The following is a 25756-nucleotide window of genomic DNA, read 5'->3' on the forward strand; positions in this document are numbered from 1 at the left end:
AATATGATGGCAACGCAGAAGCTTACTATATGTGGAAAAATAGATATCAATATAGATAAACAAGGGTTAAAAGCTACTATAAGCTTTACAAGAGGTAAAGATGGAGATCCTTTATGGGATTTGAAATCTTTAAAAGAATTACTCGAGAAAAAAGGAATTAAGGAAGGGTTTTCTGAACAAAGTCTTAGGATAGTTTTAAGAAAGCTTGCAGAAAGTAAAGACCATGTTATAAGCCTTACTGTAGCAGAAGGTATATATCCGGAAAAACCAGTTCCAGAAACAGTGGAGTGGGAAAAACTGTCTCTTCCTGATGATATAAAAAAGGATGCAGAAAAAATCCTTGCTATGTCAGAACCTCCTGAGATATATAAAGAATATTTTGAGAAAAAAACAATAGAGAAAGAAATAGAAAAGAAGGGAGCACTTCCCTTTCTTCCTGCAAAAAAGGAAAAACAGAAGGTAACGGAAAAAATAGCAAAAAGAGAAAAGATTTATATAGATCCTACAGTATTACAGGTTTTTTTTGTAGAAAAAGGTACATATCTTGGGAGAGTCCTTGCTCCCGTGTCTGGTCTTGAAGGTAGAAATATATTCGGAGAGGTTATACCTCCTCTTGTTTTAGAAGATACGGGATTTTATGCCGGAAATGGAGTGAAGAGAGAAAAAACAGATCTTAAGGCAGAAGAAACAGGAATCCTGAGGATAGGGAAAAATTGGGTGGATATTATTCCTTTTCGGCCTCATATATGGGAAGTAAGCCTTTCTCAAGATAAGGCCACCTGTTTGCTTTCTCTTATCCCTGGTTCAGAGCTTGCTCAGTTTCCTTCTGTAGAAAAAATAATAGAAAAAGCAAATGAGTTGGAGTTTCCTCAAGAAAGGCTTTTACCTCAAGAGGAAATACAGGAGATAATACGCTTTGCTCTGTCAAAAGGTGAAGAACTAAAAAATGTTCCCATAAGCGGAGATAGCGATGCTTTCTTTAAGATAAATATATCTAAAGACAGATTACTTGCAACCTTGACTCTTCATAAAGGTACAGGGAGAGGAAGAAGTCTTAATCTAAAGGAAGTAGGTAGAGCAATAAAGGAAAGCGGATTAAAGGGACTGGACTACAAAAAAATTAATCAGGATATTCTTGATTTTTATAACAGCAAAGAAGTAGAGCTCAGAGACTATGTGCTTGCAAAAGGAAAAGCACCTAAGAAAGGTTCTCCCAGAAGCTTGGAGCCTTCTGTAAGGTATTTACCTGCTGAGGAAATAAGAAAAATAATAGAATCGGTTAAAAATACACCGGAAGCATACAAAGGTATCAATTCCATAACAGAGTTTTCTATAAACGAAGTGGAAAAAATGGCAATAGTAGAAGAAGAACAGCCTATTTTTCTCATAAGTCCTGCGATGCCGGGAGAACCCGGTATAGATGTTTTTGGCGAAAAGATAGAAGGACTTCCTGGAGATGCTCCTCCTTTAAAAACACTTGAGAACATAGAGGAAAAGGGAAATCTTCTTATTTCGAGTATTCATGGTATTCTGGAAGAGGGAGAAAAAGAAGGGGTTTTATATCTCAGAGTAAGGCCTCATAGTGATGGCAAGATTATAATAGAGACCAGCCCTGATGATATGGAGGCTTATATCTCTCTTGAGGAAGGGACAGGTACAGGTAGAAAACTTTCTCTTGAGGATATAAAAAAAGCTTTAAAAGAAGAGGGGATAATAAAGGGGATTGATGAAGAAGCAATAAAGAATGCACTTGATGAAGCAAAGCAAAATGGAAAAACAGGGAGAATCCTAATAGCAAAGGGCAAAGAACCCGTAGCTGGAGGAGAAAAAAAACTGGAATTCATGGTTTCTCTTGCTTCCGGAAAGAAGTATAGAGAAACAGAGGATGGCAGGATAAATTTCAAAGAGCATGATACGCAAACGCGTATAGAAAACGGACAGACTATAGCAAAGATCCTTCCTCCTGCGGTAAAGGAGGAAGAAGGTTGGGATATTAGGGGCAGGGTTAGAAAACCCATAAAAACAGAAAAGCCGTTTGAATTGGAAATAGGTGAAGGAATAAAAGAAGAAAAACAGCAGGATGGCAGTGTTTTGCTAATTGCCGAGACAGACGGAATTCTGTTTTATAATAAGAAAAAGATTGCTGTACTTGTGTCTAGGGTTATAAAGGGCGATATAGACATTTCTACAGGTAATCTTAAGTTTACAGGTGATATAAAAATAACAGGTTCTGTAAGAACAGGTTTTTATGTTATGACAACCGGCAGCATAAGTGTTGGAGAAGGGGTAGAGGCTGCTCTACTTTCTGCTGGTTCTAATATTGTGATAAAGCAGGGTATAAAAGGAGCAAGGAAGGGAACTCTTAGAGCAAAGGGAAGTATAAGTGCGAGGTTTGCAGAGTATGCACATCTTCTCGCCGTGGAGAATATAATCCTCAGTAATTTTTGTATGGGTTCTCTTGTAAAATCCAATGGAAAGCTTGTTGTCGGTCCGGAAAAGGGAAAAATACTTGGAGGCAAGATAAAGGCACGTATGGGAATAGAAACAGGTGACCTTGGTTCTGCCAATGGGATAAGAACAGAAATTTTTTTTGGGCAGGATTATCTCATAGAAGATCAGATAGAAGTGGAAGAGGGTGAGATAGCTAAGCTCAAACAAAAAATAGTAAAACTTGATGCGGAGATGGAACGTCTTTCTAGAAATGGACATAGCAATAAGGTTAAGGAGCTACATTCTGTAAAGTTTAAAATGCTCAAGATGATGGAAAAACGTTCTTACAGATTGTTTACTTTGCGAGAAAAATTTGAGCAGCATTTTGATTCTGAGATTATAGTATACGGGACGATTTATCCCGGTGTTGTTATAGAAACACATGGACGTATCCATGAGATAAGAAAACCACAGAAAAATGTCAAGGTTAAGTTTGATTCTCGTTCTGGCAGAATAGAGCTGGAACCTTTAAAAAAATAAAAATAATAGGAGAATTTATGGCATATTTATATTATCCTTCTTGGCTTAAGCCATATATTATACCCCAGCTCCCTTTTTTGCGATGGTATGGTCTTATGTATGCTGTGGCTTTTGGTATTGCATATTATCTTACGCGCTATCAAGTAAGGACTTTAAGATTGGAAGAAGATGCGGATGACCTCATAGACTTTTTTTTCTGGAGTATAATCGGGTTGCTGGTTGGTGCGCGTCTTTTTTCCACTCTGATTTACGATACAAGCGGTCTTTATTGGAAAAAACCGTGGCTTATTTTTTGGCCTTTTGACGAGGATTGGAATTATACTGGCCTTCAGGGAATGAGTTTTCATGGTGGTGTTGTAGGTGGTCTTACGGGAATGCTTTTTTACTGTTTTAAGAAAAAGAAGAATTTCCTGGAATACGCGGATATGCTTGCGGCCGCTATTCCGCTTGGTTATACGTTTGGCCGGCTTGGTAATTTTATCAATGCCGAGCTTTACGGTAGGGTTACCACCATGCCTTGGGGTATGTTCTTTGATACTGCTACCCGCTTTCCTGCTAAAGAAGGGTGGGTACAAAGAGTTGCCGAAAAAGCAGGAATTATTCTTCCTCCCAATAATATGCTGGTAAATCTCCCCCGACATCCATCTCAGCTTTATGAGGCGTTTTTTGAGGGTATTGTCTTGTGGCTTTTTATGTGGTTTGTGATACGTCCGCGCAAATCTTACAATGGCATGGTTATGTCTTGGTTTTTTATCGGTTACGGCACGATTCGCTTTTTTTTGGAATATTTTCGGCAGCCAGACGAGAACCTCGGCTTTATAATAAAACTTGTTCCAGATAAGACTAACATCTATCTATTTGAAACTTTTTTTAATTTTACCATGGGGCAGGTTCTTAATTTTCTTATGATTATAGCAGGTGTTGTGATTATGTTTGCACTTCGTAACAGGCATAGAAATAAGCTTTTAAGTCAATAGACCGAACGGCAACAAGCTTTGCCTTGTTGCCTTTTTTGTTTGCAAAAAAGGGGAACCTGGCAGAGCCGGGGTCCCCGTTCGGTATAAAATTATACAGAATAAAGACGTTTTGCTTTTTTTAGGCGTTTTCTTGATGCTCGGATTTCGTCGTCATAGTTTTCTATGACTTGTCTCAACTTTTCTTTTAATGTGTTATAGCCAAATTCTTTCTTAGCTATTCTAAAGTTTTGCTCTATGATTTCTTGTTTTTCACTGGGGTGAGTTAGAATGTGGTGTATTTCTTCCAGTATATGTTCTGGTATTACCAGATGGCCGTCATCGTCATATATGTTTCTTATTTCTATGTTATTAAGCCCGGGAACTTTTATGTCTGTCTTGTAGACAAGGTATGTAGTGGTTACTACCGGAACTTTTGCGGCCAGTGCCTCAAGGAGGGCATTGCCAAAGCCTTCCCAAACCGGCAGATAGGTAACGAGGTCGGCATGAACCAGAACGTCACGGTTGGTATATATTTTTTTCCCATCTCTGTTTGTGCTGCGTGTTGCTCCTACCCTGTCAGATATAAGGTGTAGTTTTACATTGTTTTTTTCTGCTAATGCTCGGATTTGTGCTACGTAATCATCATCCGGCTCGTCTCCCTGGTATAGAGAGATTATATACTGCACTTTTTCTTGGTACTTGGGGTATTTTTCTTGTAGTGCGGCTATTAGTCTGACCGAGTCTTCTATGCGTTTTCTTCTTACTATTCTTGTGGGCTGTACTATGAGTATGTCGTCTTCTTTAAAGCCAAGCTCTGTTCTAAAATCTGCATTGTAATCGTCTATAACTGGTGGGTTATCAAAGTCTTCACAGTTGGGGATTACATGTGGATGAACGCGTTTTATGGACGAAAGAATATGGGCTGCATAGCTCGATATTACCGCATGTTCCAGTCCTATATCAGAGGGAGGCATTATATTGTTGAGGAGATTTTCTATCTTGTTATTGCTAAATCGGCTTCTTTCCCACCAGAAATCATGGTGATGAAAAATTGTAGCAAGCCTTTTTGAGGTTGCAACGTGATGAGTTGCAATTCCTCCCAGTAGAGTCATTGGCATTGCATTTGTATTTTCGGCTATGATTACGTCTATATCATATTGTTTTACAACATCATAAAGCTGTTCTCCAAGCTCAAGACCTTCTCTCATGCATTCTTCTATATAGTTTTTTAATTTTTGTTCTGTTATGTACACGGGGATTTTATTGAGATAGGGGAAGAATATTTTTTCATAATGTCTTTGAGCAGGCGAGTCAAATCTGAGAGCAGGCATGGTAACCTGTTGATCCTTTTTTACACCTGGTACAGGGTCTCTGTATTTTCCTGCTATCGTAACTATCTCATGTCCCATTGATTTTAGAGCAGATATCCATTTTTCTACTTCCAGGGATACTCCGTCAACATCACCCAGTTTTCCACTTATAAAGGCTATTCTAAAATTATCCACATAATCCTCCTGATTTTGTGGCAAAAACTCAATTGTTAATTTATACTCAAAATATAATCTAATTTAAAGGAGTTCTTATGAAGGTTTTGCTTGTTTATTATTCTCATACGGGCTCAGTAGAAAAGATAGCTTCTTTTATAAAAGGAAAATATTCCGTGGATACTCTTGAGATAGAACCTAAGAAAAAAATTCCTACTTCCGGTTTTTTTATGTTTATGCTGGGAGGTTACGAGGCCATATTTAAAAAAGCTCCTCCATTAAAAAACCCGGAAATAAATCCAGGAGATTATGATCTCATTATTGTTGGTAGTCCAGTATGGGCTGGAAGAATTTCTTCTCCTGTTTATTCTTTTATAAAACGATATGGTTTTTCGGAGAAAAAGTGTGCTGTTTTTTGCTGCTATGCTGGCAATCCCGGTAACAGCCTGTCTGAGTTATCAGACTTATTGGAAGAGCGAGGTAACCATATTATAAGTATTGCTGGTTTTAAGCAAAAGGATTTGGAGACAGAGTTGGAAAAACGGGTATCGGAGTGGCTTGATTCTATTATGTGATATGTCCGGATTTAAATTTGGCATACTTAGCAGTATAGCAAGGCTCATCGGTGACTTTTTTTATCTTGACATAGATAAAAAAGACTATTTGCAATCTATACAGCCTCCTCTTCTTATAATTTCAAACCATGTTTCCAATTTTGATCCTGTTTTTATAAATCTTGCTTTTCCTGAGCTGATACGCTTTGTTGCATCTGATTCCATATTCAGAAGCTTTTTGCATAGAAAGATATTTTCTTTTCTCGATATTATTCCTATAACCAAGGGAATACCCGATGCAGGTACTTTGCGAGGGATTTTTGATGCTAAAAAAAACAGACGTTTTTCCGCTATTTTTGCAGAAGGACAAGCCAGTTGGGACGGTGTTAATCTCCCTCTTGCTTCCGGTACACTTAGGCTCATAATGGGATTAAAGCTTCCCATATTGGTTCTCAATATAGCGGGTGCTTTTCTTGCTGCCGGGAGATGGAGGAAGCAATCAGAACGGGGAGAGGTTACGATTATGCCGTCAGGTTATATAGATAGCAAAGAACTTGCAGCATATGATGAAAAGACATTGGGGGAGAAGCTGGAAGGTTTGCTTGCTCATGACGAGTGGGATTGGCAAAAAAGAAACAAAAAACTGTTAAGGGGAAAAAGAGCGGAATATATGGAAAGGTCTCTTTATCTTTGTCCAGTATGCTTTTCTGATTCTTCTCTTTTTTCTATAGGTCATGACCTTGTATGTAAAAAGTGTGGAATGAAAGTGTTTATCAATCCTTATGGTTTTTTTGAGTCTTCACAGATTGATTTTAAAACCATGAGAGATTGGAATATTTGGCAAAAGACGTTTCTTATTGAGTTTCTTAGAGAACGCTATAAGGAAAATAAATCTCTTCTTTCTCCCGAAAATTGTACTGTTTCTTACGGCCCCATAAGGCATGTTTCTGCCTTTACTTATAAAGCTGTGCTTTCTCTAAAAAACGATGCTCTGGTTATGACCTCCAGTGAAAGTTCTCAGTTTTTTATGCTTAAAAACATAAGAGGTCTTAATATACAAAAAAATGAACGTATGGAGTTTATCCATAACAATACTCTTTATCGTATAAGTTTTTGGAATAAAAGAGTATCGGCGTTAAAATGGGTTGATGCAATATCAACATTATCCAACAGGAGTTTTTTATGAGTATTGATTGGACTTTTGCAATGGATATTGCTGTTCTGTCCCTTCTTTTATTGGGAGGGACTTTTTTGAAAAGGAAGGTCGGTTTTTTTAGAAAATTCCTTTTTCCCAATGCGATAATAGCAGGTTTTATAGGACTTTTACTTGGAAAGGATTTCCTGGGAATAATTGATATTCCAGAAGAAAGACTAGGAACTTATGTTTATCATCTTATGGCTGTTGGTTTTATTGCACTTGCCTTAAAAGAAAGAAAACAAGAGAGTATTCCCATAGTAGTAAAGACAGGTGCTTTTATTGTTTCTGGCTATCTTTTGCAAGGGATAATAGGTTTTGGATTGGGGCTTGCTTTACTATTCTTTATTCCCAATCTTTTTCCGCCATTTGGACTCTTGCTTCCTTTGGGGTTTGGGCAAGGGCCAGGGCAGGCTTTTTCAATAGGTTCCAGATGGGAAGCGCTTGGTTTTCCTCATGGAGGGAATGTGGGACTTTCTATAGCTACTATAGGTTTTTTATGGGCGTGTTTTGGAGGGGTTTTCCTTCTTAATATTCTTTTTGGTAAAAAAAGAGATATCGATAGCAGCAAGGAAATGGTTTCCCAAACTGTTGTGGAATATGATTCTCCTGGAGATATTCCTCTTACGGAGTCCATAGACAGGCTGAGTATACAGATTGCCTTGATTGGTTTTGTTTATCTCTTAACTTATCTTTTGTTAAAAGGTATAGAATCTTTGCTTGCTGGTGCTGGTTCCTTTGGCCATACGTTTGCCCAACTTTTATGGGGTTTTCATTTTATAGTGGGCTCTCTTCTTGCAATTCTTTTGAGATTTGTTTTTGATATTTTAAAAAGAAAAAAAATCATGAAGAGAAATTATACTAATAATTATCTTTTATCCAGGATTTCCGCAGGTGCCTTTGATTATATGATCACTGCCTCCATAGCTGCAATATCCATATCTGTACTAAAAGAATATCTTATTCCTGTTCTTGTTGTTACTACTGTTGGAGGAATTTTTACTTCGATTTTTGTTGTTTTTCTAGGAAGAAGGATTTACAAAGATTACTGGAGGGAAAACAGTGTGGCTGTATACGGCAACATAACTGGTACAATATCAACCGGATTGGGGCTCATAAGAGAGATAGATCCTCTTTTTAAATCACATGCAGCTGAGAATCTAGTATTTGGAAGTGGTGCCGGACTCATCTTGGGGCTTCCTTTGCTTGTAGTCTTGAGTCTTCCTGTATATGGTTACGTAAACAATGCTCCAATTTATTATGTAATAACAATGATAATACTGATATCGTATTTCCTTCTTTTATTAGGCTTTTTGCTTTTTTCTTCTACAAAGAATAAAAAGCTTGTTAAAAAAAGTCTTTAGTCTGATAATAGATATATAAAGATTTTGGAAAGAGGTATGGGGAATATAATCAACATAGAAGAGCCGGATGAGGCAAAAAAGGGGAGTTTTTTACATATAAAGGACCTTGATATATTGCTCGAGACAATATTGACACAATCAAGGTTAATTACAAACTCCGATGCAGGTTCTATCTATCTCAAAGATGGGAATAATATAAAGATAGAATATGCTCAGAACGATACTTTGCAGGCACAATTGCCGCGGGGACACAAACTTATATATGAAGTTTTTTCCGTGCCAATAAATAATAAGACAATATCGGGATATGTGGCAAACACTAAGAAACCGCTTCTCATAGAGGATGTTTATTCTATTCCTTCGTCTGCTCCGTATTCTTTTAGCTCTATGGCGGATACTATCTCCGGTTATAAGACGATATCTATGATGACCATGCCGCTTTTGAGTCCCAGGGAAGAACTCCTAGGTGTTATACAGCTTATCAACCCCAAGGATTCTGATGGGAATATCAGAGCTTTTTGCAAAATAGACATGGAGGCTGTAAATCAGCTGGTTATGAGCGCTTCTTTTGCTCTTCAGCAGGCAAAGATAATGAGAAACATTGTCCTTAAGATGATAAAGATGTCCCAGATGAGAGATCCTCATGAAACAGGCGCTCATGTAAATCGTGTTGCTGCCTATTCTGTTGAGATATACGAGGCTTGGGCTATACAACAGAATATAGAGGAAAAAGAAATATACAGAACAAAGGATATTCTCAGGATAAGTGCCATGTTGCATGATGCAGGAAAAGTGGCAATATCAGATACTATTCTCAAAAAACCGGGAAAACTTACTCCTGAAGAGATGGAAATAATCAAGACTCATACATGGATGGGTGCGCAGCTTTTTTGGGGGCCTGATAATGAGTTTGAGCAGGCTGCTTATGATATAAGTCTGACTCATCATGAAAGATGGGATGGCAGCGGGTATCCGGGAAAAGTGGATGTTTTTTCCGGAAAACCTTTATCTGGAAGGCTTAGTCCTCTTGCAGGAGAAGAGATACCCATATTTGGCAGAATTGTTTCTCTTGCGGATGTATATGATGCTCTTTCTTCAAAAAGGAGTTATAAAGAAAAATGGCCGGAGGAGAGAGTAAAGGAGGAATTGCTTAAGATGTCAGGAAAGGCCTTTGACCCTAACCTTGTTAATATATTTTTTAATATCTATCAAAATATAGAGTTAATAAGAAAGAGGTATCCGGATTAACCATGACAAAAACAAAATGCAAACGGGTAGGTATCCTTACCAGTGGTGGGGACTGCCCGGGGCTTAATGCTGCCATACGAGGTGTCGCAAAATCTGCTTATTATAAATACGGAATTGAAATCATAGGGATTTCTAACGGATATAGAGGACTAATAGAAGGAGATGTGAGGCCTCTAAAGGCTAAGGACTTTGATGGAATTCTCACAAGAGGTGGAACTATACTGGGAACTTCCAGAGAAAAGCCTTTTAAGCCGGATGGTAGAGAAAGAGACTCAGATGCAGGAAGCAGAAAAGCCGATGCGATTATAGAAAACTACAAGAAACTTAAGCTCGATTGTCTTGTTGTTTTGGGTGGAAATGGTACCCATAAAACAGCTTATCTCTTAAAAAAGGCTGGCTTAAATGTGATTGGCCTTCCCAAAACAATAGATAACGATATATGGGGTACCGATGTTACTTTTGGTTTTCATAGTGCTGTAGATGTTGCAACAGAGGCAATAGATAGACTTCATTCTACTGCTCATTCTCATAACCGTGTAATGGTGATAGAGCTTATGGGGCATAAGGCCGGATGGCTTACTCTTTATGCAGGCATAGCAGGAGGAGGCGATGTAATTCTAATTCCCGAGATTCCATATTGTATTGATAGTATAGTGGAGCATCTTGTAAAAAGAAGTAATCAGGGAAAAGAGTTTTCCATAGTTGCTGTTGCAGAAGGAGCAATATCAAAAAAAGAAGCAAATCTTGCTAAAGAAAAGAAGAAAAAACACAAAAAAGAATCCAAATATCCGTCAATAGGTTATGAGATAGCAAAAAAAATAGAAAAAAAAAGCGGCATGGAAACCAGAGTTACTGTTCTTGGCTATCTTCAGAGAGGAGGAACTCCAAATCCGTATGATAGGGTTCTTGCTACAGCCTTTGGTACTGCTGCAGCTGATTTGCTCGCTATGGGAAGATATGGCTATATGCTTGCTATGAGAAATAACCATGTTGTTCCTGTTCCGCTAGAAGAAGTTGCCGGCAGACTTAAAAGAGTCCCCCCTGATCATGGGCTTATCTCAACAGCAAGGGATATAGGAACCTGCCTTGGCGACTAGAATAATAGTAAAAATTTAATAATAAAGTATAAAAAAGTATACACATCCTGTTAATATACAAGTTCCCTGTGTTTGTTTTGTGTAATTCTTTTTATTAAAAACAAATAAAAATAATTATACTGTATAAGAATTGGCATGGTATTTGCATATATCTGTGGGAAGGAGTTGGTTGTGCAGGTGATGGAAAAAACATATGATTTAAGAAGCATAGAGCAGGAATTCCTTAGAAAAAGCATACATATGAGTATTGCCCTCTCTCCCACGGTAGCAAATTTTATAGGGGTACTCCCTACAATTTTTTTACTAGGAATGGGAACCATAGTTTACACTGTTATGGAAGCTATGAGAGTTTCCGGCCTTAATGTGGGTGTTGTTTCTGCAATAACCTCCATGGTAACCAGAGAAAGGGAGAAAAATGGATTTGTAATCGCTCCTATTACTCTTGGTACTGGTGCTATGCTTGCTCTGCTTCTCTATCCTGCACCTGCGGCAACAATAGCAATATATGCTCTTGCCTTTGGTGATGGTTTTGCCAGTCTTGTAGGAAAAAGTATAAAGACCGTGAAAATTCCTTTTACAGGTGGCAAAAGCCTTGGCGGCAGTTTGGCTTGTTTTTTTGCTGTTTACTTTTCTGCATATCCTTTGCTTGATGATCCGTATAAGGCAATAATCGTCGCTGTGTCTTCAACGATTATAGAGATGATTCCCTCCAAGGATTTGGATAATATGATTATGCCTGTTGGTACAGGAATGATAGCAAGTCTTATGTTATAATCATAAGATTTCTTTTTGGTATAGCTTTCTTATAATATAAATACTTCCTGTTACCAGAAGTAGGAAGGCGATGATAATATAAAGAGCAGGTGAGTCCATAAAAAATAGTATTGCTCTTCCTATTATTATAAATATCAGAAAAAGAGCCTTTTTTATATCAAATCTGCTGCTGTATTCATCATGTCCGTTTGCAATACATATTACAGACAATATACATACCCCTACAGAAAATATGCCAAAGGCTCTTGTAAAAAGAGGCAGCGGAATGCCGGAGGAGAAAAATAAGGAAGTGTTTAGAGGCATAAACCATGCCATAAAAACAGAAAAAACAATCATCCACAAGCTCAGTCTTCCTATTCTCTGATAGCTCAAAGAGAGAGAAAAAAAAGAAAATAGAAAGAGGCTTGATAAGCCTATAAAATATCCAAGATAAATCAATCTGTATAAAAGGCGAAGTGAATTTATATCCGGTCTGAATATGTCCGAAAACAGGATAAAAAGGCGAAATAGCTCAAACTCCATAGAAAAAATAAAAAGCACAAAGAAGTAAAAGTCGGCACTTATGCTTGTCTTGTAAAAATTCTTGGAAATAAGCATTATTGCCAGAACAAATGACAACTGCAAGAAATATATAAGCAGCAAATCCAGTCTGTATAGGGAAAAAAAAGCCACACCTCCGTCCCCAATATATACATATAAGGTCAGAATGATATAAGAAATAAGGGCAACTATGGAAATAAGAAGCAAAAAAGAGAATATAAAATTGCGTTGTTTAAGAGTCATACAAATATATTATCCTCTTTAACAAGAAAAAACTACAGTAAAAAGAAAAGGAAACGATATTAAAAAAGGAGGAAAGTAATGAAGAAAACCCTTATCCCCCTTGTACTCTTATTGGCAATATTTTCTCTATATGCAGGTGATGCCGCAAGTTTTGTTAATCTTGGATTTTCCGGGGATGGCAACACCTTTATGTTTGGCATACATGGCATAACCCAGAAAGATTCCTATCCCTATGCGGAGATGTATGTAGTTGATGTCGCTGATAACGATTTTGTTCCTGCTGGAGTAAAGAAAAAGACATATCCGGTAAGTTTTTTGCCTGGCCAGGACAGCGTTGCGGCTCTTCTTAACCTGTTGGAAGACAACATCAGTCTTACAAAGAAGTATGGTATAGACCATCTCAATCAGGGCAGGCTTCTTTACATTCTTGCTAACGGAGCAGAGCCCAAGGACTACATAGAGTTTAGGGATTTTTACACATCCGAGGAATATCATGTAACGCTTGTCCAAACAAAAAAAGGAAGCAAAGAAAGCAGTCAGGCTTCTTTTCATATCCAGCTCACAAAGATAGATAAAAGCAAAAACAGTATAACAGCTGTGATAGGCCTTCCCAACTACTTTAGAAAGGGTGTCATGGAGTATCGCATAAGGCAGATAATCCTTGCACCGGATAATGCCTCCCTTGTGTTTGTTGTGGAAAAATATTACTACGATACGGATGGTCCTACTATAAAGTATATGGTAGAAACTTATACTCCTTGATACTTTTTTATCCCGAACGGTGTAAGGCCAGGATTCCCCTGAGAGCAGGAAAGTGCGCCTTACACCTGCCTGCGGCAAATATCTAGTTATGACAAAAACCAAACTTATAGCGGTAGCAGTGCGGGACGACTGGGCGTCCCGCACGTTCGGTCTATATTCTGCTTTCCTGATAGCGCCATGTAAGAAACCAGAAAGTTGACAGCATAAACTTACCGTGATAATGTGTTTTCGAAAACATGTTTGGAGGTATTTTGTGTACAGGATAGAATCCGGCCGGGTAATTGTTGGCAATAAGGTTCGTTTGAGTTGTCTTTGTACCGGGCTTATCAGGATACAGTATGCAAAGAGCGGTGTTTTTGAGGATAGACAGAGTGTAAGGGCTATAGGTGGAAGGGGCTCTGTGGGGTTTGACAGTGTAGAGGAGATTCCCGGAGGGATTAGGCTACAAAGTGGAGATTTTTATCTGCACTATATGTTTTGCGATATGGATGAGTGGGAAAGGGCTCTTAGTGCTTACCATAATGATAAACTTGTTTGGCAACCCGATATGATAGATAGTGATAACCTTGGCGGAGTGCATCTGGGGATGGATTGTATACAGAGGGGGATTATTCCTGAGGGTGTCCATTCTGCCGATAAAAATTATCATCCCAATAGTACGGAGTATCATCTGTGGAATTATGTTTTTGCAGAGGAGGGCACACAGCCAGATGCCCATTATTATGGTGGACTTGTTACTATAGAGCAGCTTCTTGCAAGAGAAAAACTAGAGACTCTTGTCCCGCAGGTTAGAAAAATAATAGAAGAAAGAAAAAAGTATCCGCCTTCTTTTTTGAGTAGATCGGGTTATTTTTTGTATAACGATTCTTGTACTGCAGTGTATGATGATAGTGGCTGGCCTGTTGAAAGAAAAGCTTGTGAGACTGACTGGTATCTTTTTCTTTACGGAAGGGACTATTCTCTTGCATACAGACAGTATCTATGCTTGTTTGGCAGAAGTGAGATGCTTCCAAGGTATGTGCTGGGCTTATGGTTTAGCAGATTTCCAACATACCGGAGAGAGAAGATTGCAGAGTTATATGAGTGTTTTTCTAGTCTAGGTGTCCCCTTGGATGTGTTTGTCTTTGACCTTGAGTGGCATAAAGGTGGATGGTATGGTTTTGATTGGGATGAGGAGCGATATCCCTGTTATAGAGCTTTGATTGCCAGTCTGAAAGAAAAGGGTGTCAGACTTGCCGTAAATATTCATCCAGACGGATTGCCTGTTAGTGATTCTCTTTTTGCTGATTTTGTAAAAAGAGCAGGAATAGAAGATAGTTACAGAGAAAAGGTTGTAAAAGGTGTTTTTAAACCTGTTGATCTTTCTTCAAAGGCCGAGGCCGAGGCTTTTTTTGATGTTTTTCATAAACCCCTTATGGATGAAGCTATAGATATCATGTGGATAGACGGGCATGCTTCCGCCAATATAGAAGGTCTGGATAAGCAGTTGTGGACCAATGAGCTTTATTGGCGCTTTTTAAAAAACCAGAGACAGAATGCAAGACCTGTTATCCTATCAAGGACAGAAGGTTTTGGCAGTCATAGGTATCCGGTTCATTTTACAGGTGATACTTACAGTCAGTTTGAGGTGCTTAGATCTCAGGTAGAATATACCCTCAGAGCAGGTCATATGGCTCAGTCCATGGTTTCTCATGATATAGGCGGACATATGTGGCGTTATAAGCATCTCAATCCGGAACTCCTTTGCAGATGGTATCAGTTTGGTGCTATGAGCCCTATTTTCAGGCTGCATTCTTCAGGTGGGAGTGAGAGAGTCCCATGGGAGTACGATGAGTTTGTAGAAAGGAGTTTTAGACAGGCTATGCTGTGGCGGTACTCTCTTCTTCCGTATTTTTATACTCTTATGAGAGAAAGCCATGATACGGGATTGCCTCTTTGTAGAAGTTTCTCACTCTTTTATCCCAATTGGGAAGATGGGCTATCTGTATGGGATGAGTATATGCTGGGGGACAGGATTCTTTGTACTCCTTTTGTAAGGGAATCTTCTTATAGGTCTGTCATACTTCCGGAGGGAGAGTGGTTTTATCCTGTAAGTGGAGAGAGATACATTGGCGACGGAAAATCTTCCTTTGTTCTTCTTGGAGAGGCTGATTTTACTCCGCCTCATTTTATAAAGACAGGCTCTATCCTTATAAAACAGTCCTCTGCTCTTTCTGCTTCTTCTTTGCCTCGGGAGCTTGTGATAGAGCTATATCCTGCCTCATTGATCAATGATTCCATATCTGTGTATGAAGACGATGGAGTTTCTATGGAGTATTCTGCAGGTAAATTCTGTTATACAAACTTTTCTGCAAAAGGAGACAGTAGGAGGGTAGAAATAAGTATATCCTATCTTGGAGACGTTTCTGTTATACCAGAGGGACGAAGTTTTTCTATGCGGGTGTTTTGTGATAATGGTTTTAAACTATTGGCAGATGACAGAGTCATGTTTTCTTATAAAAAAAAGGATGAAGACTTGTATCCCGTACAGAGGTATTATGAATGCAAGGTTCCCTACGGGACTAAGAAATTCTCTATTGTTTTTGTTTGATTAGGTTATATGTTTCTGGGCGAGGACCATTTCCTCACCCAATAGCGGAGTTTATTGATAACTTATTTTAGATATTCTTTTAGCTGATTAAAGGCTATTTCTTTTTCTTTTACACCGGTTGTTTTTATTGCTTTTCTCATCACTGTCTCCCACTCTTCCTGAGGGATTTCCAACTGGATTTCTGCTATACAGTTTTCTATATCCGGATTATTGGGAATATTGTATATCATTTCTTTATCATAAAAGAATAGAGAGGACAGCTTCTTTATATAGTCTCCTATTAGGTTGCCCTTCTTTTTTTGCTGTTTTCTCTCCAGATTTTCCTGTTTTTTCTTGGACTTTTTGAGTTCCCGTTCCATCTTTTCTATTTCGTTCATCTTCATGAGCTGCTCCTTACGGGATTTTTTATGAGAGGTATTATATGCTACTATTTTTTTTATGCTTTTGCAACATATGGCTATATTGTGTTTTATTTTTGCGGGGTGTAGACTTGCCAGCCTGGAGGATGTATGCGTATTTTGCCGGTTTTAAAGCCGTCTCCGCTATTTTTTAAAAGGGTTTTTGTTCTTGCACTTCCAATTGCCTCACAAAATCTGCTTTTTTCTTCTCTTAATATGCTGGATATTTTTATGATTGGACAGCTGGGGACAGATCCTGTAAGTTCTGTATCACTTGCCAACCAGGTTTCTTTTATTGTTTTTCTTTTTATTTTTGGTATTGGTACAGGCTCGTCTGTATTTTGGGCTCAGTTTTGGGGTGCGGGAAATAAAAAGGATATGCATGCTGTTATGGGGATTGCTTTGACAGCAGGTCTTACTATGTCTCTTTTTGTTTCTCTTCTTGTTTTTATGTTTCCTGGAGATATATTTTCCTTTCTTTCTCCTGACAACAACGTAAGAAAGTTGGGTGCAGATTATCTCAAGTGGATGTGGCCAACCTATCCCTTTACTGCGGTTTCTCTTATCTATGCGATTGCTTTGCGTTCCACGGGAAATGCCAGATTGCCTTTTCTGATTTCTTCTTTGTCACTTCTCATCAATACTGTAGGAAACTATATTCTTATATTTGGCAAGATTGGTTTTCCTGCCATGGGTGTCGAGGGTGCTGCTATCGCAACTCTTATTGCACGTGCAACAGAGGCCTTTCTGACTGTTTTTTTTGTTTATGCAAGAAAGACGGCATTTGCAGCACCTCTCAAAAATCTTTTTTCTGCTTCTACGCATCTTATCAAAGATTATATAAAAAAAGTCTGGCCTGTTGTTACTAATGAGCTTGGCTGGTCTCTTGGTATGAGTGCATATCAAGTGATATTTGCCCGTGTTAGCACAGACATGGTAGCTGCCAACACCCTTGCTGGTACTCTTATCAATTTTGCAGTTGTATTCTTTGTGGGAAGTAGCAATGCTTGTGGCGTTATGATTGGCAATGCTCTAGGTGCTCATAGGACAAAGCGTGCAAAATCCTATGCAAAGGCCTTTGCTGTATGGGCATTTTTGTTGGGTGTTTTTTTTGGTTTGCTTTTGATTCTTGCCTCTGATATTTTTTCCCGCTTGTTTAACATTTCTACAAACGCGCGCTATCTTCTTAGAGTTTATATCATTCTCTTTGGTTGCTTCATGGGCTTTAAGATTTTTAACTGGCATACGGTTGTGGGAATATTCCGTTCTGGTGGTGACACCTCCTTTTGTATGCTGATGGAACTGGGCTCTGTCTGGTTGATTGGAGTGCCGCTGGTCTTTTTGTCTGCTCTCATATGGGATTTGTCCTTTTTCTGGATTATTTTTCTCATGCAGACCGAGGAGCTAGTCAAGTTCTTTATAGGCCTATGGCGTTTTGTATCGGGCAAGTGGATAAAGATGGTAGGTGGAAAAATCATAACAGAACCCTACGAGCCTCACGAGCAAATGCTGGAACCTTGATTATTATTTTATACCGAACGCATAGGGGTCCGTTTGCCCCCTATGCTGCCTTCGGCACAGAAACTAGCTGCTAGGCTCTATCCTTTTTGCTGCATATCTGTCCACATCAGGAGGAGCTATGCCAATTTTGATTTTTTTCTGTCATGTCACAGCTCTGATGTTGGGTATGATTTTTTATAGAGAAAGCAAAGTTTCAAGTATTTAAGAAGGTTTCCAATTTCTTTAGCTGCTCATCGTTTCCGATTGCTATGAGGCTATCACCTTGTTGCAAAGCGATACCAGCTATATTTTCCCGTTCGTTACTGTTGGATCTCACTTTGCCGTGTTGGTCTGCTATGGCAAGGATTATTGCTCCGGTCTGCCTGCCTATATCGGTTTCTTTGAGGCTTTTTCCTATGAGTTTTGATTTTGCTGGAATTTTGAATTCTTCTATTTTGAGTGTTTTATCGGGGTCCTTATCCGATACAATATCCAGAAAGTGGGTAAGGCTGGGTTTTAAGAGGCTCTGGACTATTCTTTTGCCTACAATCTTATAAGGTGTTATGACGATGTCTGCTCCTACGCGGCGCAGTTTTTTTACAGACATTTCTTCTGTTGCTTCTGTTATTATCTTGATATTGGGGTTAAGCTGGCGTGCTGTCATTACCAGGAATAGGTTGCCCACATCATCATTGAGTGTGGCTATGAGGCTATTGGCATTTTCTATATGGGCATCTTTAAGGACTTCTTCGTCGTTGGCATCTCCTGCAATGGGGATAGAGTAGCCGGGGTTATTTATGATTTCTTCTGGCATATTTTTGTCTATTAGAACATGGTATATTCCGGCACGGTTGAACTCTTCTACGACTTCTTTTCCAATTGCACCGTATCCGCATACTATATGATGGTTGTTGAGTCTTTTTTTAAGTAATTTCATCTTTCTCTCCTTGAGGGTTTGCATCATTGGGCCTTCGAATATATAGCCAAAGAGGGTTGTAATTGCAAATCCCGCAGAGCCTATGCCCATGATAATGTATATTATTGTAAAAAGTTTGCCGGTATTAGAGAGAGGGGCAACTTCTGAGAATCCTACGGTGGTAAGGGTTATTATTGCCATATATAGGGAATCTATGATGTTCCAGCCTTCTATGGTGCTGTAGCCCAGGGTTCCCACTCCAAGGAGAATGGCTATGAGGCTCACTGCAAGCAGTATCCTAAGTGTTATATTCATGCCGGTATATTTTCCCCTCTACAGGTTATTGTGTTGCCCAGATTGATACATTTTTTTCTTTTGAGATTATAGATTGTCAGCCTGATTGTTTACAAGATATAAAGACGGATATTTTGTTAGCCGCATCTGTCATAATGTTGATAAGTCTTTTTGCTTTGTCTTTTATACAGTATATGTGCCCTTGGCAGGAGGAGCTGTGTCAATTTGCTTTTTCTTGTTTCCTGCAGCTCCGACGTTCGGTATGATTTTGTCTGTAAAACAGGTATTTTCTGCTATTCTGTGCGTTTATAGGTATAGCGGTATCCGTATCTCCAGGATGCAGCACCTTCTGTGGGTCTTAAGATAGTGAGAAAGCGTTCTGTGAGCGGGGGGAGTGTGAGTGTAATCTTTTTTTGTGTGCTGGCTTCCATGTTGGTAAGCAGCAGTTCTACTGTGATTTCCACAGGATAGTCAAAGCCGTTGCCTATAAATACTACTGTAGTGCTGTCCACATCCTCTGTTCTAAATATTATTTTGTCTTTTTTTTCTATGACGGCTTGGTAATCTGTAAAGTGCTCATTTTTTAAGAGACTTCCCAAAATAACCTTAAAGGGCTCTTTGCCTGGGTGCAGGGCGTAATAGTATTCGCCTTCTTGAGGGATAACGGGCTTAGCGTCATAGTTGAGAAACTGTATGGGTATAGACTGAAGTCCGTGTGTTGTGGGTATGCGCACGTCAAAGTGCAGATGTGGTCCCGAGCTCTGTCCTGTGTTACCGCTGTAGCCTATGACTTGCCCTGCTTCTACTCTGTCTCCAGGCTTGACTATTGCTCCATCTTTTTTGAGATGCACGTAATTTCCAAAAGTTCCGTCCGCATGATAAATCAATATGTAGTTGGCATCATTGGCATAGGATGCTGATGGCCCTCCGGTGGAAGAATCTTCCTTTACGTATGCAACAATCCCGCTTCTTGCAGCGCAAACAGGAGTGCCTATATCCATGGCAAAGTCTATGGCATAACGATTGTCGTTTTTATGGGTAAAAGAACCATTAAAGCCCTGATCCACTCTGTGTTTTGTTCCATGCTGGAAAGGAAATATATATAGAAAATCCTCGTCTGGATGGTTATCCGTGATGCTTCCCGGCATGCTTATCCATTTGATACTCAGCTTTTTGCCTTCCTGCTGCTTTATGCGGCCTATTGCCTGATTTTTTGCAGAAGAGGGAATAGGTGGGAGAATAAGCGGGAGTTCTTGGTTTGTATCCGCTCCCTTGAGATAAGTTATGACAACGGATACAGGGATATCCAGATTGTTATTGGCTTTTATTGTTACATAGCCATCCTCTTGGACAAAAGAAAGCTCTGCAAAATCCTGTGAGAATATGCCCAGAGCTGTGGCAAAAAATATAAAAAGCAAGACAAGTTTTTTCATAATAAAAAACATAATTCCGACAGAGCAAAAAAGCAAACAACAGGATAAAATAATGGACAGATACTACAAAGCAATGCATAATTTTGCTGTGAAAATGAGTAGAAAGATATCTCTTATTGCTTTTTTTATAAGTTTTTCCTGCTACAGTCTATATAGCCCTGTGGATCTACCATTAAGACAGCTGCCGGAGCTTGCTCCTTATGTGTTTCTTACCTTTGCAGGCGATCTTATGGCTCACAACGTCAATTATGAGACACCAAACTACGATGAGATATACAAGGATATAAAATCCATAATAAGCAGCGATGATATAAGCTTTTGTAACCTGGAAACTGTGCTACAAAAAGATAAACCCAACTCCACCTTTCCTTTTTTTTCCGTCAAGCCAGCATATGTGGAAGCAGCAATAAAAGCTGGCTTTGATGTTTTTTCCATAGCCAATAATCATAGCTGTGATCAGGGTAAAACTGGAGTATTTTCCACCATAGATAACCTTATGGAGCTTGCCAAAACCTATAAAATAGCTTTTAACGGAGCTGTAGAGGATAAAAAAGACTTGTTTGTTCCTACAGAGATACGTATAAAAGATATAAGCATAGGCTTTCTGGCTGTAACAGCCTTTCTAAATGCGCAAGACGGTGCAGAATATATCAACAGAAAATATTTTTATAACAGCAAACTTAAGAAAGAACTTCTTGAACAGATAAAAAAGAACAGGAGTAAATACGATCTTTTTATTCTTTCTGTGCATGCAGGCACAGAATATGCACAAAAACCGGATAAGAAGAAAGCTGATTTTTTTAAAGAAGCAATTCTTGCAGGTGTGGATATAATCTGGGCCCATCATCCTCATGTGCTCCAGCCTTATAAAATATATATACAGGACAATAGAATAAAAGGCATTGTGATGTATTCTATGGGGAACCTTATATCCGGACAAACCTGGTTTATAACACCTGGCGATTATAAAGCTGATAGAGCACCTACAGGCGACTCGCTGCTTCTTGGCATCAAAGTCAGAAAAAACTTGCAGGAAGTTGAGATACTACCTGCAAGAATATATCCCATAAGCCATTATATAAAAGGCAGGGGCGTCTATATCAAAACATACAGAACTCTTCTTGATGATAATTTTAAACAAGACACCAAATGGAAAGAATATTACAAAGAAAGATACAATGTCCTACTGGATTTTTGGAATCCAGAGATAGAATATCTAAAATAAACCGAACGGAGCAGGGCAAATTGCCCTGCTCCTTTTTTGCAGATAAATACAAGTCTATTTCTTTAGATTCTTAAAAGCTTCTGCAAAAGGATTGTATGTCAAACCATCGTCTTTTGTGGAAAAAGACGAGCTGTTTCTCCTCCTTTCACTGTCGGCACTCTTTTTATCTGAGGTGGAGGAAGAAGAATTGCTGGTTATTCTTGACTTGTTATCTGTCTGCCTTTTTCCAGCATTGCTTTTGAGCGACAGGCTGATGCGTCTTCTATCTCTATCCAGCTCTATTATGGTAAACTCTCTGATATCGCCTACCTTTAATACATCCATGGGATTTCTGACATAGCTATCTGACATTTCGCTTATATGGATAAGAGCTGTTTCCTTTATCCCAACATCCACAAAAGCACCAAAATCCACAACATTTTTGACCTTGCCTTTTATCTTCATACCCTCATTGAGGTCTTCAAAAGATAAGATACCCTTCTGCATAACAGGGGCAGGATAATCCTGACGTGGGTCTCTGTTGGGCTTTTTTAACTCTTCCTCTATATCCGCTATTGTAGTATCTCCTACGCCATATTTTTCCTTGAGGGCCTTACGTTCTGCCGCCTCAAGCCTGCCTTTTTTCTTTATTATCTCGTATATCTCTCTTGCAATCTCGTAGTTCTCCGGATGTACCCATGTATTATCCAGAGGGTCTGGACTCTCTGCAATCTTTAGAAATCCCGCACATTGCTGAAAACTCTTGGGACCCATTCCCGGGACCAGAAGCAGCTCTGCCCTGCTTTTTATCTTGCCTTTTTCTTCCCTGTATTTTACCAGGTTTTTGGCAAGTGTATTATTGATACCTGAGACATATTTAAGCAGGGAAAAACTTGCCGTATTGAGATTGACCCCTACATTATTTACAACAGATTGTACAACCTCATCCAGACTTTCCGAGAGTTTTTTCTGATTGACATCATGCTGATAAAGCCCCACACCGATTGACTTGGGATCAATCTTAACAAGCTCTGCAAGCGGATCCTGAAGCCTTCTGCCTATAGAAATAGCTCCTCTTATGGTTAGATCCAGGTCAGGAAACTCTTCTCTTGCTATATCGCTTGCAGAATAAACAGATGCACCGTCCTCGTCTACAACAGTGTATAGAACATCCAGATTGTTTTCTGTAATCATCTGAGCTACTAGCTCAACAACTTCGTGGCTGCCTGTACCATTACCCACGGCTATTAGTTGCAGGTCGTATTTTTTTATACCTTCCAGTAGTGTTTTCTTTGCTTCTTCCGGACTGTTTTGATGTATTACAAAGCTGCCAAGGTACTTGCCTGTCTCGTCCAGTGCAGCACATTTTGTACCTGTTCTGATACCCGGATCTATACCAAGCACCCGAGTTCCTTTGATAGGCTGCTGCATTAGTAGATTCTTGAGATTTTCGCCAAAAACGGAAATACCGTGCTCATCGGCCTCAGCGTTTTTATCACCCCTTATCTCTCTTATTACAGCTGGAGAAAGCAACCTCTTGAGTCCGTCTTCTATTGCTGTTTTATGGTAATCGTTATGTATCTCATACTGCCGCCACAAAAGTTCTGTAGCGGCATTCTCATCCACATCTACTGTAACAGAAAGCTCACCCTCGCGTTCTCCTCGGTTTATTGCAAGAATTCTGTGGGGCTTTATCTGTGATAAAGGCTCATTAAAATCCCAGTACATCTTGTATGTGCTGGTCTTTGCTTTTTCCTCATCTCCTCTGCCCTTTACAATTATCCTACCGTCTTTGAGATAAAAATCTTTAATTCGTTTTCTGTTATCAGAATCCTGCGCAACCTGCTCGGCAATGATATCCATTGCTCCCTGCAGTGCTTCATCAATGCTTGAGACAGAAAGCTCTGGGTTTTCCTTGTTCTCTTTTACAAACTCTGCAGCCTTTATCCTGAGTGCAGACTCCTCCATGACCTTCATTGCCTCTGCAAGAGGAGCGAGCCCTTTTTCCTCTGCAATCATGCCGCGTGTTTTTTTCTTTTTCTTGTATGGAGCGTATATATCCTCCAGCTCAGTGTGAGAGGAAGCCTTTTTTATATTCTTATAAAGCTCTTCTGTAAGCTTCCCCTGTGCAAAAATCGCTCTTATTATATCTATTCTTCTTGTCTCAAGATTGACCGCACTCTTAAACATGTGGTCAATATCTCTTACCTTTACCTCATCCAGGCTGCCGGTAACCTCTTTGCGATACCTTGCAATAAACGGTACTGTGCACCCTTCTTTAAAAAGACCTATTGTTGCGGCAACCTGAGCACTGCTAATCTCAAGCTTCTTTGCAATTTCTGTAATTATTGCTGACTCGTCTATGGTCAGGCTGTCTATAAAATCCTGTGTTATTTCCATGCTGAGATTTTGCACTGTCAGACCAAAAAAAGTAAAGCCCTGTAAACAAAAAATCATAATATTTTATCCCGAACGCACGAGCTGCAACAGCAGCCCGTGCTGCCTCAGGCAAGAGAATGCAAAACAGGCAGTTTTCCTCTTAGCGCCGCAGGCAGGACTCACCGCGCATTTCTTTTTATGCTGCCCTTTATGGCGCGGGGAGGACGTTCGTCTTAAAATCTGATATAATAAAGGGCATATTTTTTGCTGGAGGTTTTATGGCTCATTGTATTGTAAAAGAGGCTGAGGAGATTCTTGATAAGGAATTTAAGGTGCTTGATAAGGGTTTTGTCAGGCTTGTCGATTATATGGGAAGTGACGATAGGATTGTTCAGGCTGCACGGGTTTCTTATGGGGCAGGTACAAGGTCGTACAGGGAGGATGCAGCTCTCATAGATTATCTTTTGCGCAATGAGCATACGTCCCCTTTTGAACAGGTTGTGCTTACATTTCATGCCAGGATGCCTATTTTTGTTGCTAGGCAGTGGGTAAGGCATAGAACGGCAAGGCTCAATGAGATATCTGGTCGCTACAGCGTGATGGAAGAGGCTTTTTATGTACCCCAACCGGCTGTTGTGTCGCCTCAGAGCAAGGATAATAAGCAGGGCAGGGCTACAGAGAGTTTCTCCGAGGAGATTACGGAGGACATCATAGAGCGGCTTTCTGAGGGACAAAAAAGGGCATATGAGGAGTATATGGAGCTTGTGGATATGGGGCTTGCGCGAGAGCTTGCGAGAATCAATCTGCCGCTTAGCCTTTATACTGAGTGGTATTGGCAGATTGACTTGCATAATCTTTTTCGTTTTTTAAAGCTCAGGCTTGATGCTCATGCTCAGTATGAAATACGCGAATATGCCAGGGTCATGCTGGATATTGCCAAAAAGGTTTGTCCGCGGGCTGTTTCTTCTTTCGAACAGCATATTCTCGGCGCTGTTAAGTTTTCAGAAAAAGAGTTTGCTTTTTTACAGAAAAAAGGGATTGATTTTTCACAGGAGGAGAGGCCAGAGGATTTTTCTGAGAAAGAATGGGCACGGTTTCTTGCCAAGTTGGAGGACGGAAGACAGCGCTAGAAAAAAAGAGTATATATGTTTCTGTGCTGTTTTAAGTTTTTTCTCTAGGATATGCTTGTCTTTATGCATGAGTTGAAGACAATGTTTTTATGCCTGTTGTCTGCCTTGTTTGGAAGCGTCTTTTCTGCAGTCAGTGCTGGATTTGTATCTGGCTTTTGTTTTTTATTGTATTTTTTGAGGGTAAAATATAGACTTTAAGGGAGGTGTGTTATGCGATTTTTACTCTGCCGCCATGCCAAGGCTGTTTCTGCTTCTGGAAGCACAGGGGATTTTGAGCGTGTTTTGTCAGAAAAAGGACGGAGAGATGCTGTTGTAGTAAGAGGCAGGTTAAAAGAGCATGGCTTTTTGCCAGAAAAGGTTTTTTCTTCTTCTGCAAAGCGGGCTGTTGAGACCGCTTCTATCGTGTTTCCTGATACGGACATTGTTCTCATCGATGCTCTTTATCATTCTTCCGGAGAGGGAGTTGTGGAGTTTTTACGTTCTATAGATAACGATTGTTTTGCTGTGGTAGGGCATAATCCCTCTATGGAAGAGGCGGTTTTTTCTCTTACCGGGCGCCTTTATTCTATGGGAACTTCCGATTGTATTGCTTTTGAGGGTGATTGGGAGAATGGTTTTGAGTTTTTGTGGCGGGTTGGTAAGGATTAGGTTTGTAGATTGAGCTTGTTATTTTTTTGTGCTATGCATTTTCCTAGCTTTGTGCCGGGTAGAAGTGGAGATTGCTG

At 39.6% G+C, this 25756-nt stretch carries 20 protein-coding genes; 14 read left to right on the forward strand and 6 right to left on the reverse strand.

Features of this window, described 5'->3' with window-relative positions; genetic code table 11:
* Positions 1-3: 3 nt before the first annotated feature.
* Both WKV44_01690 and lgt read left to right on the forward strand, forming a co-directional pair.
* Positions 4-2970 carry a flagellar assembly protein A gene (locus tag WKV44_01690; protein MEM5947246.1) on the forward strand — a complete coding sequence of 989 codons (2967 nt, stop codon included), beginning with the start codon at positions 4-6 and terminating at the stop codon, positions 2968-2970.
* Positions 2971-2987: 17 nt separating this feature from the next.
* Positions 2988-3947, forward strand: coding sequence for a prolipoprotein diacylglyceryl transferase (gene lgt, locus WKV44_01695; GenBank protein ID MEM5947247.1), 960 nt, complete (start codon positions 2988-2990; stop codon positions 3945-3947).
* Positions 3948-4036: 89 nt separating this feature from the next.
* Here the strand turns inward: lgt and WKV44_01700 are convergent, their stop codons facing one another.
* Positions 4037-5431 carry a glycosyltransferase family 4 protein gene (locus WKV44_01700; protein ID MEM5947248.1) on the reverse strand — a complete coding sequence of 465 codons (1395 nt, stop codon included), beginning with the start codon at positions 5429-5431 and terminating at the stop codon, positions 4037-4039.
* Positions 5432-5508: 77 nt separating this feature from the next.
* On the opposite strand from WKV44_01700, the gene WKV44_01705 reads away from it, so the two are divergent.
* The 6 genes from WKV44_01705 (at position 5509) to WKV44_01730 (ending at position 11642) form a co-directional block, all read left to right on the forward strand.
* Entirely contained in the window at positions 5509-5985 is a 477-nt protein-coding gene (locus WKV44_01705) for a flavodoxin family protein (GenBank protein MEM5947249.1), read from the forward strand.
* A gap of 1 nt (position 5986) precedes the next feature.
* Complete coding sequence (locus WKV44_01710) at positions 5987-7150, forward strand: lysophospholipid acyltransferase family protein (GenBank protein MEM5947250.1); 1164 nt, start codon at positions 5987-5989, stop codon at positions 7148-7150.
* A complete protein-coding gene (locus WKV44_01715; GenBank protein ID MEM5947251.1) occupies positions 7147-8523 on the forward strand; it encodes a sodium:glutamate symporter in 1377 nt (458 codons plus the stop codon). The genes WKV44_01710 and WKV44_01715 overlap by 4 nt, the downstream gene beginning before the upstream one ends.
* A 36-nt stretch (positions 8524-8559) precedes the next feature.
* On the forward strand, positions 8560-9771 hold the full coding sequence (locus tag WKV44_01720; protein MEM5947252.1) for an HD domain-containing phosphohydrolase: 1212 nt from the start codon (positions 8560-8562) through the stop codon (positions 9769-9771).
* Positions 9772-9773: 2 nt separating this feature from the next.
* Positions 9774-10868 carry an ATP-dependent 6-phosphofructokinase gene (locus WKV44_01725; protein ID MEM5947253.1) on the forward strand — a complete coding sequence of 365 codons (1095 nt, stop codon included), beginning with the start codon at positions 9774-9776 and terminating at the stop codon, positions 10866-10868.
* A 180-nt stretch (positions 10869-11048) separates the two neighbouring features.
* Positions 11049-11642, forward strand: coding sequence for a phosphatidate cytidylyltransferase (locus WKV44_01730; GenBank protein ID MEM5947254.1), 594 nt, complete (start codon positions 11049-11051; stop codon positions 11640-11642).
* On the opposite strand, the gene WKV44_01735 is transcribed toward WKV44_01730, so the two are convergent.
* Positions 11643-12425, reverse strand: a complete 783-nt coding sequence (locus WKV44_01735) for a hypothetical protein (protein MEM5947255.1) — start codon at positions 12423-12425, stop codon at positions 11643-11645.
* A 78-nt stretch (positions 12426-12503) separates the two neighbouring features.
* Here WKV44_01735 and WKV44_01740 point away from each other — a divergent pair, with 78 nt between their 5' ends.
* Entirely contained in the window at positions 12504-13187 is a 684-nt protein-coding gene (locus WKV44_01740; GenBank protein MEM5947256.1) for a DUF2259 domain-containing protein, read from the forward strand.
* Between the two features lie 253 nt (positions 13188-13440).
* Entirely contained in the window at positions 13441-15777 is a 2337-nt protein-coding gene (locus tag WKV44_01745; protein ID MEM5947257.1) for a TIM-barrel domain-containing protein, read from the forward strand.
* A gap of 62 nt (positions 15778-15839) precedes the next feature.
* On the opposite strand, the gene WKV44_01750 is transcribed toward WKV44_01745, so the two are convergent.
* On the reverse strand, positions 15840-16160 hold the full coding sequence (locus WKV44_01750; protein MEM5947258.1) for a hypothetical protein: 321 nt from the start codon (positions 16158-16160) through the stop codon (positions 15840-15842).
* Between the two features lie 126 nt (positions 16161-16286).
* Here WKV44_01750 and WKV44_01755 point away from each other — a divergent pair, with 126 nt between their 5' ends.
* On the forward strand, positions 16287-17696 hold the full coding sequence (locus WKV44_01755; protein MEM5947259.1) for an MATE family efflux transporter: 1410 nt from the start codon (positions 16287-16289) through the stop codon (positions 17694-17696).
* Positions 17697-17889: 193 nt separating this feature from the next.
* Here WKV44_01755 and WKV44_01760 read toward each other — a convergent pair whose 3' ends face one another.
* Together WKV44_01760 and WKV44_01765 are read right to left on the reverse strand one after the other, a co-directional pair.
* Positions 17890-18906, reverse strand: coding sequence for a potassium channel protein (locus tag WKV44_01760; protein MEM5947260.1), 1017 nt, complete (start codon positions 18904-18906; stop codon positions 17890-17892).
* Positions 18907-19178: 272 nt separating this feature from the next.
* Positions 19179-20318 carry a M23 family metallopeptidase gene (locus WKV44_01765; protein ID MEM5947261.1) on the reverse strand — a complete coding sequence of 380 codons (1140 nt, stop codon included), beginning with the start codon at positions 20316-20318 and terminating at the stop codon, positions 19179-19181.
* A gap of 94 nt (positions 20319-20412) precedes the next feature.
* Between WKV44_01765 and WKV44_01770 the strand changes: the two genes are divergently transcribed.
* Positions 20413-21543, forward strand: coding sequence for a CapA family protein (locus WKV44_01770; protein MEM5947262.1), 1131 nt, complete (start codon positions 20413-20415; stop codon positions 21541-21543).
* Between the two features lie 54 nt (positions 21544-21597).
* On the opposite strand, the gene WKV44_01775 is transcribed toward WKV44_01770, so the two are convergent.
* Positions 21598-23922, reverse strand: coding sequence for a Tex family protein (locus WKV44_01775; protein MEM5947263.1), 2325 nt, complete (start codon positions 23920-23922; stop codon positions 21598-21600).
* 257 nt (positions 23923-24179) lie between these two features.
* Here WKV44_01775 and thyX point away from each other — a divergent pair, with 257 nt between their 5' ends.
* Positions 24180-25031 (forward strand): FAD-dependent thymidylate synthase, encoded by an 852-nt coding sequence (gene thyX / locus WKV44_01780; GenBank protein ID MEM5947264.1) that lies wholly within the window; start codon positions 24180-24182, stop codon positions 25029-25031.
* 210 nt (positions 25032-25241) lie between these two features.
* Positions 25242-25679 carry a histidine phosphatase family protein gene (locus tag WKV44_01785; protein ID MEM5947265.1) on the forward strand — a complete coding sequence of 146 codons (438 nt, stop codon included), beginning with the start codon at positions 25242-25244 and terminating at the stop codon, positions 25677-25679.
* The last annotated feature ends 77 nt before the right edge of the window (positions 25680-25756 follow it).

It is taken from the genome of Spirochaetia bacterium 38H-sp, assembly GCA_039023545.1.
GTDB classification, from domain to species: Bacteria; Spirochaetota; Spirochaetia; order Winmispirales; family Winmispiraceae; genus Rarispira; species Rarispira pelagica.

Excerpts from the sequence above, each read along its gene's own strand:
- WKV44_01735 (MEM5947255.1), bottom strand. The coding sequence starts at position 12,425 with ATGACTCTTAAACAACGCAATTTTATATTCTCTTTTTTGCTTCTTATT.
- WKV44_01720 (MEM5947252.1), top strand. The coding sequence starts at position 8,560 with ATGGGGAATATAATCAACATAGAAGAGCCGGATGAGGCAAAAAAGGGG.
- WKV44_01710 (MEM5947250.1), top strand. The coding sequence starts at position 5,987 with ATGTCCGGATTTAAATTTGGCATACTTAGCAGTATAGCAAGGCTCATC.
- WKV44_01690 (MEM5947246.1), top strand. The coding sequence starts at position 4 with ATGATGGCAACGCAGAAGCTTACTATATGTGGAAAAATAGATATCAAT.
- WKV44_01775 (MEM5947263.1), bottom strand. The coding sequence starts at position 23,922 with ATGGAAATAACACAGGATTTTATAGACAGCCTGACCATAGACGAGTCA.
- WKV44_01755 (MEM5947259.1), top strand. The coding sequence starts at position 16,287 with ATGCGTATTTTGCCGGTTTTAAAGCCGTCTCCGCTATTTTTTAAAAGG.
- WKV44_01765 (MEM5947261.1), bottom strand. The coding sequence starts at position 20,318 with ATGAAAAAACTTGTCTTGCTTTTTATATTTTTTGCCACAGCTCTGGGC.
- WKV44_01760 (MEM5947260.1), bottom strand. The coding sequence starts at position 18,906 with ATGAATATAACACTTAGGATACTGCTTGCAGTGAGCCTCATAGCCATT.
- WKV44_01740 (MEM5947256.1), top strand. The coding sequence starts at position 12,504 with ATGAAGAAAACCCTTATCCCCCTTGTACTCTTATTGGCAATATTTTCT.
- thyX (MEM5947264.1), top strand. The coding sequence starts at position 24,180 with ATGGCTCATTGTATTGTAAAAGAGGCTGAGGAGATTCTTGATAAGGAA.
- lgt (MEM5947247.1), top strand. The coding sequence starts at position 2,988 with ATGGCATATTTATATTATCCTTCTTGGCTTAAGCCATATATTATACCC.
- WKV44_01715 (MEM5947251.1), top strand. The coding sequence starts at position 7,147 with ATGAGTATTGATTGGACTTTTGCAATGGATATTGCTGTTCTGTCCCTT.
- WKV44_01750 (MEM5947258.1), bottom strand. The coding sequence starts at position 16,160 with ATGAAGATGAACGAAATAGAAAAGATGGAACGGGAACTCAAAAAGTCC.
- WKV44_01770 (MEM5947262.1), top strand. The coding sequence starts at position 20,413 with ATGAGTAGAAAGATATCTCTTATTGCTTTTTTTATAAGTTTTTCCTGC.
- WKV44_01725 (MEM5947253.1), top strand. The coding sequence starts at position 9,774 with ATGACAAAAACAAAATGCAAACGGGTAGGTATCCTTACCAGTGGTGGG.
- WKV44_01705 (MEM5947249.1), top strand. The coding sequence starts at position 5,509 with ATGAAGGTTTTGCTTGTTTATTATTCTCATACGGGCTCAGTAGAAAAG.
- WKV44_01785 (MEM5947265.1), top strand. The coding sequence starts at position 25,242 with ATGCGATTTTTACTCTGCCGCCATGCCAAGGCTGTTTCTGCTTCTGGA.
- WKV44_01730 (MEM5947254.1), top strand. The coding sequence starts at position 11,049 with ATGGAAAAAACATATGATTTAAGAAGCATAGAGCAGGAATTCCTTAGA.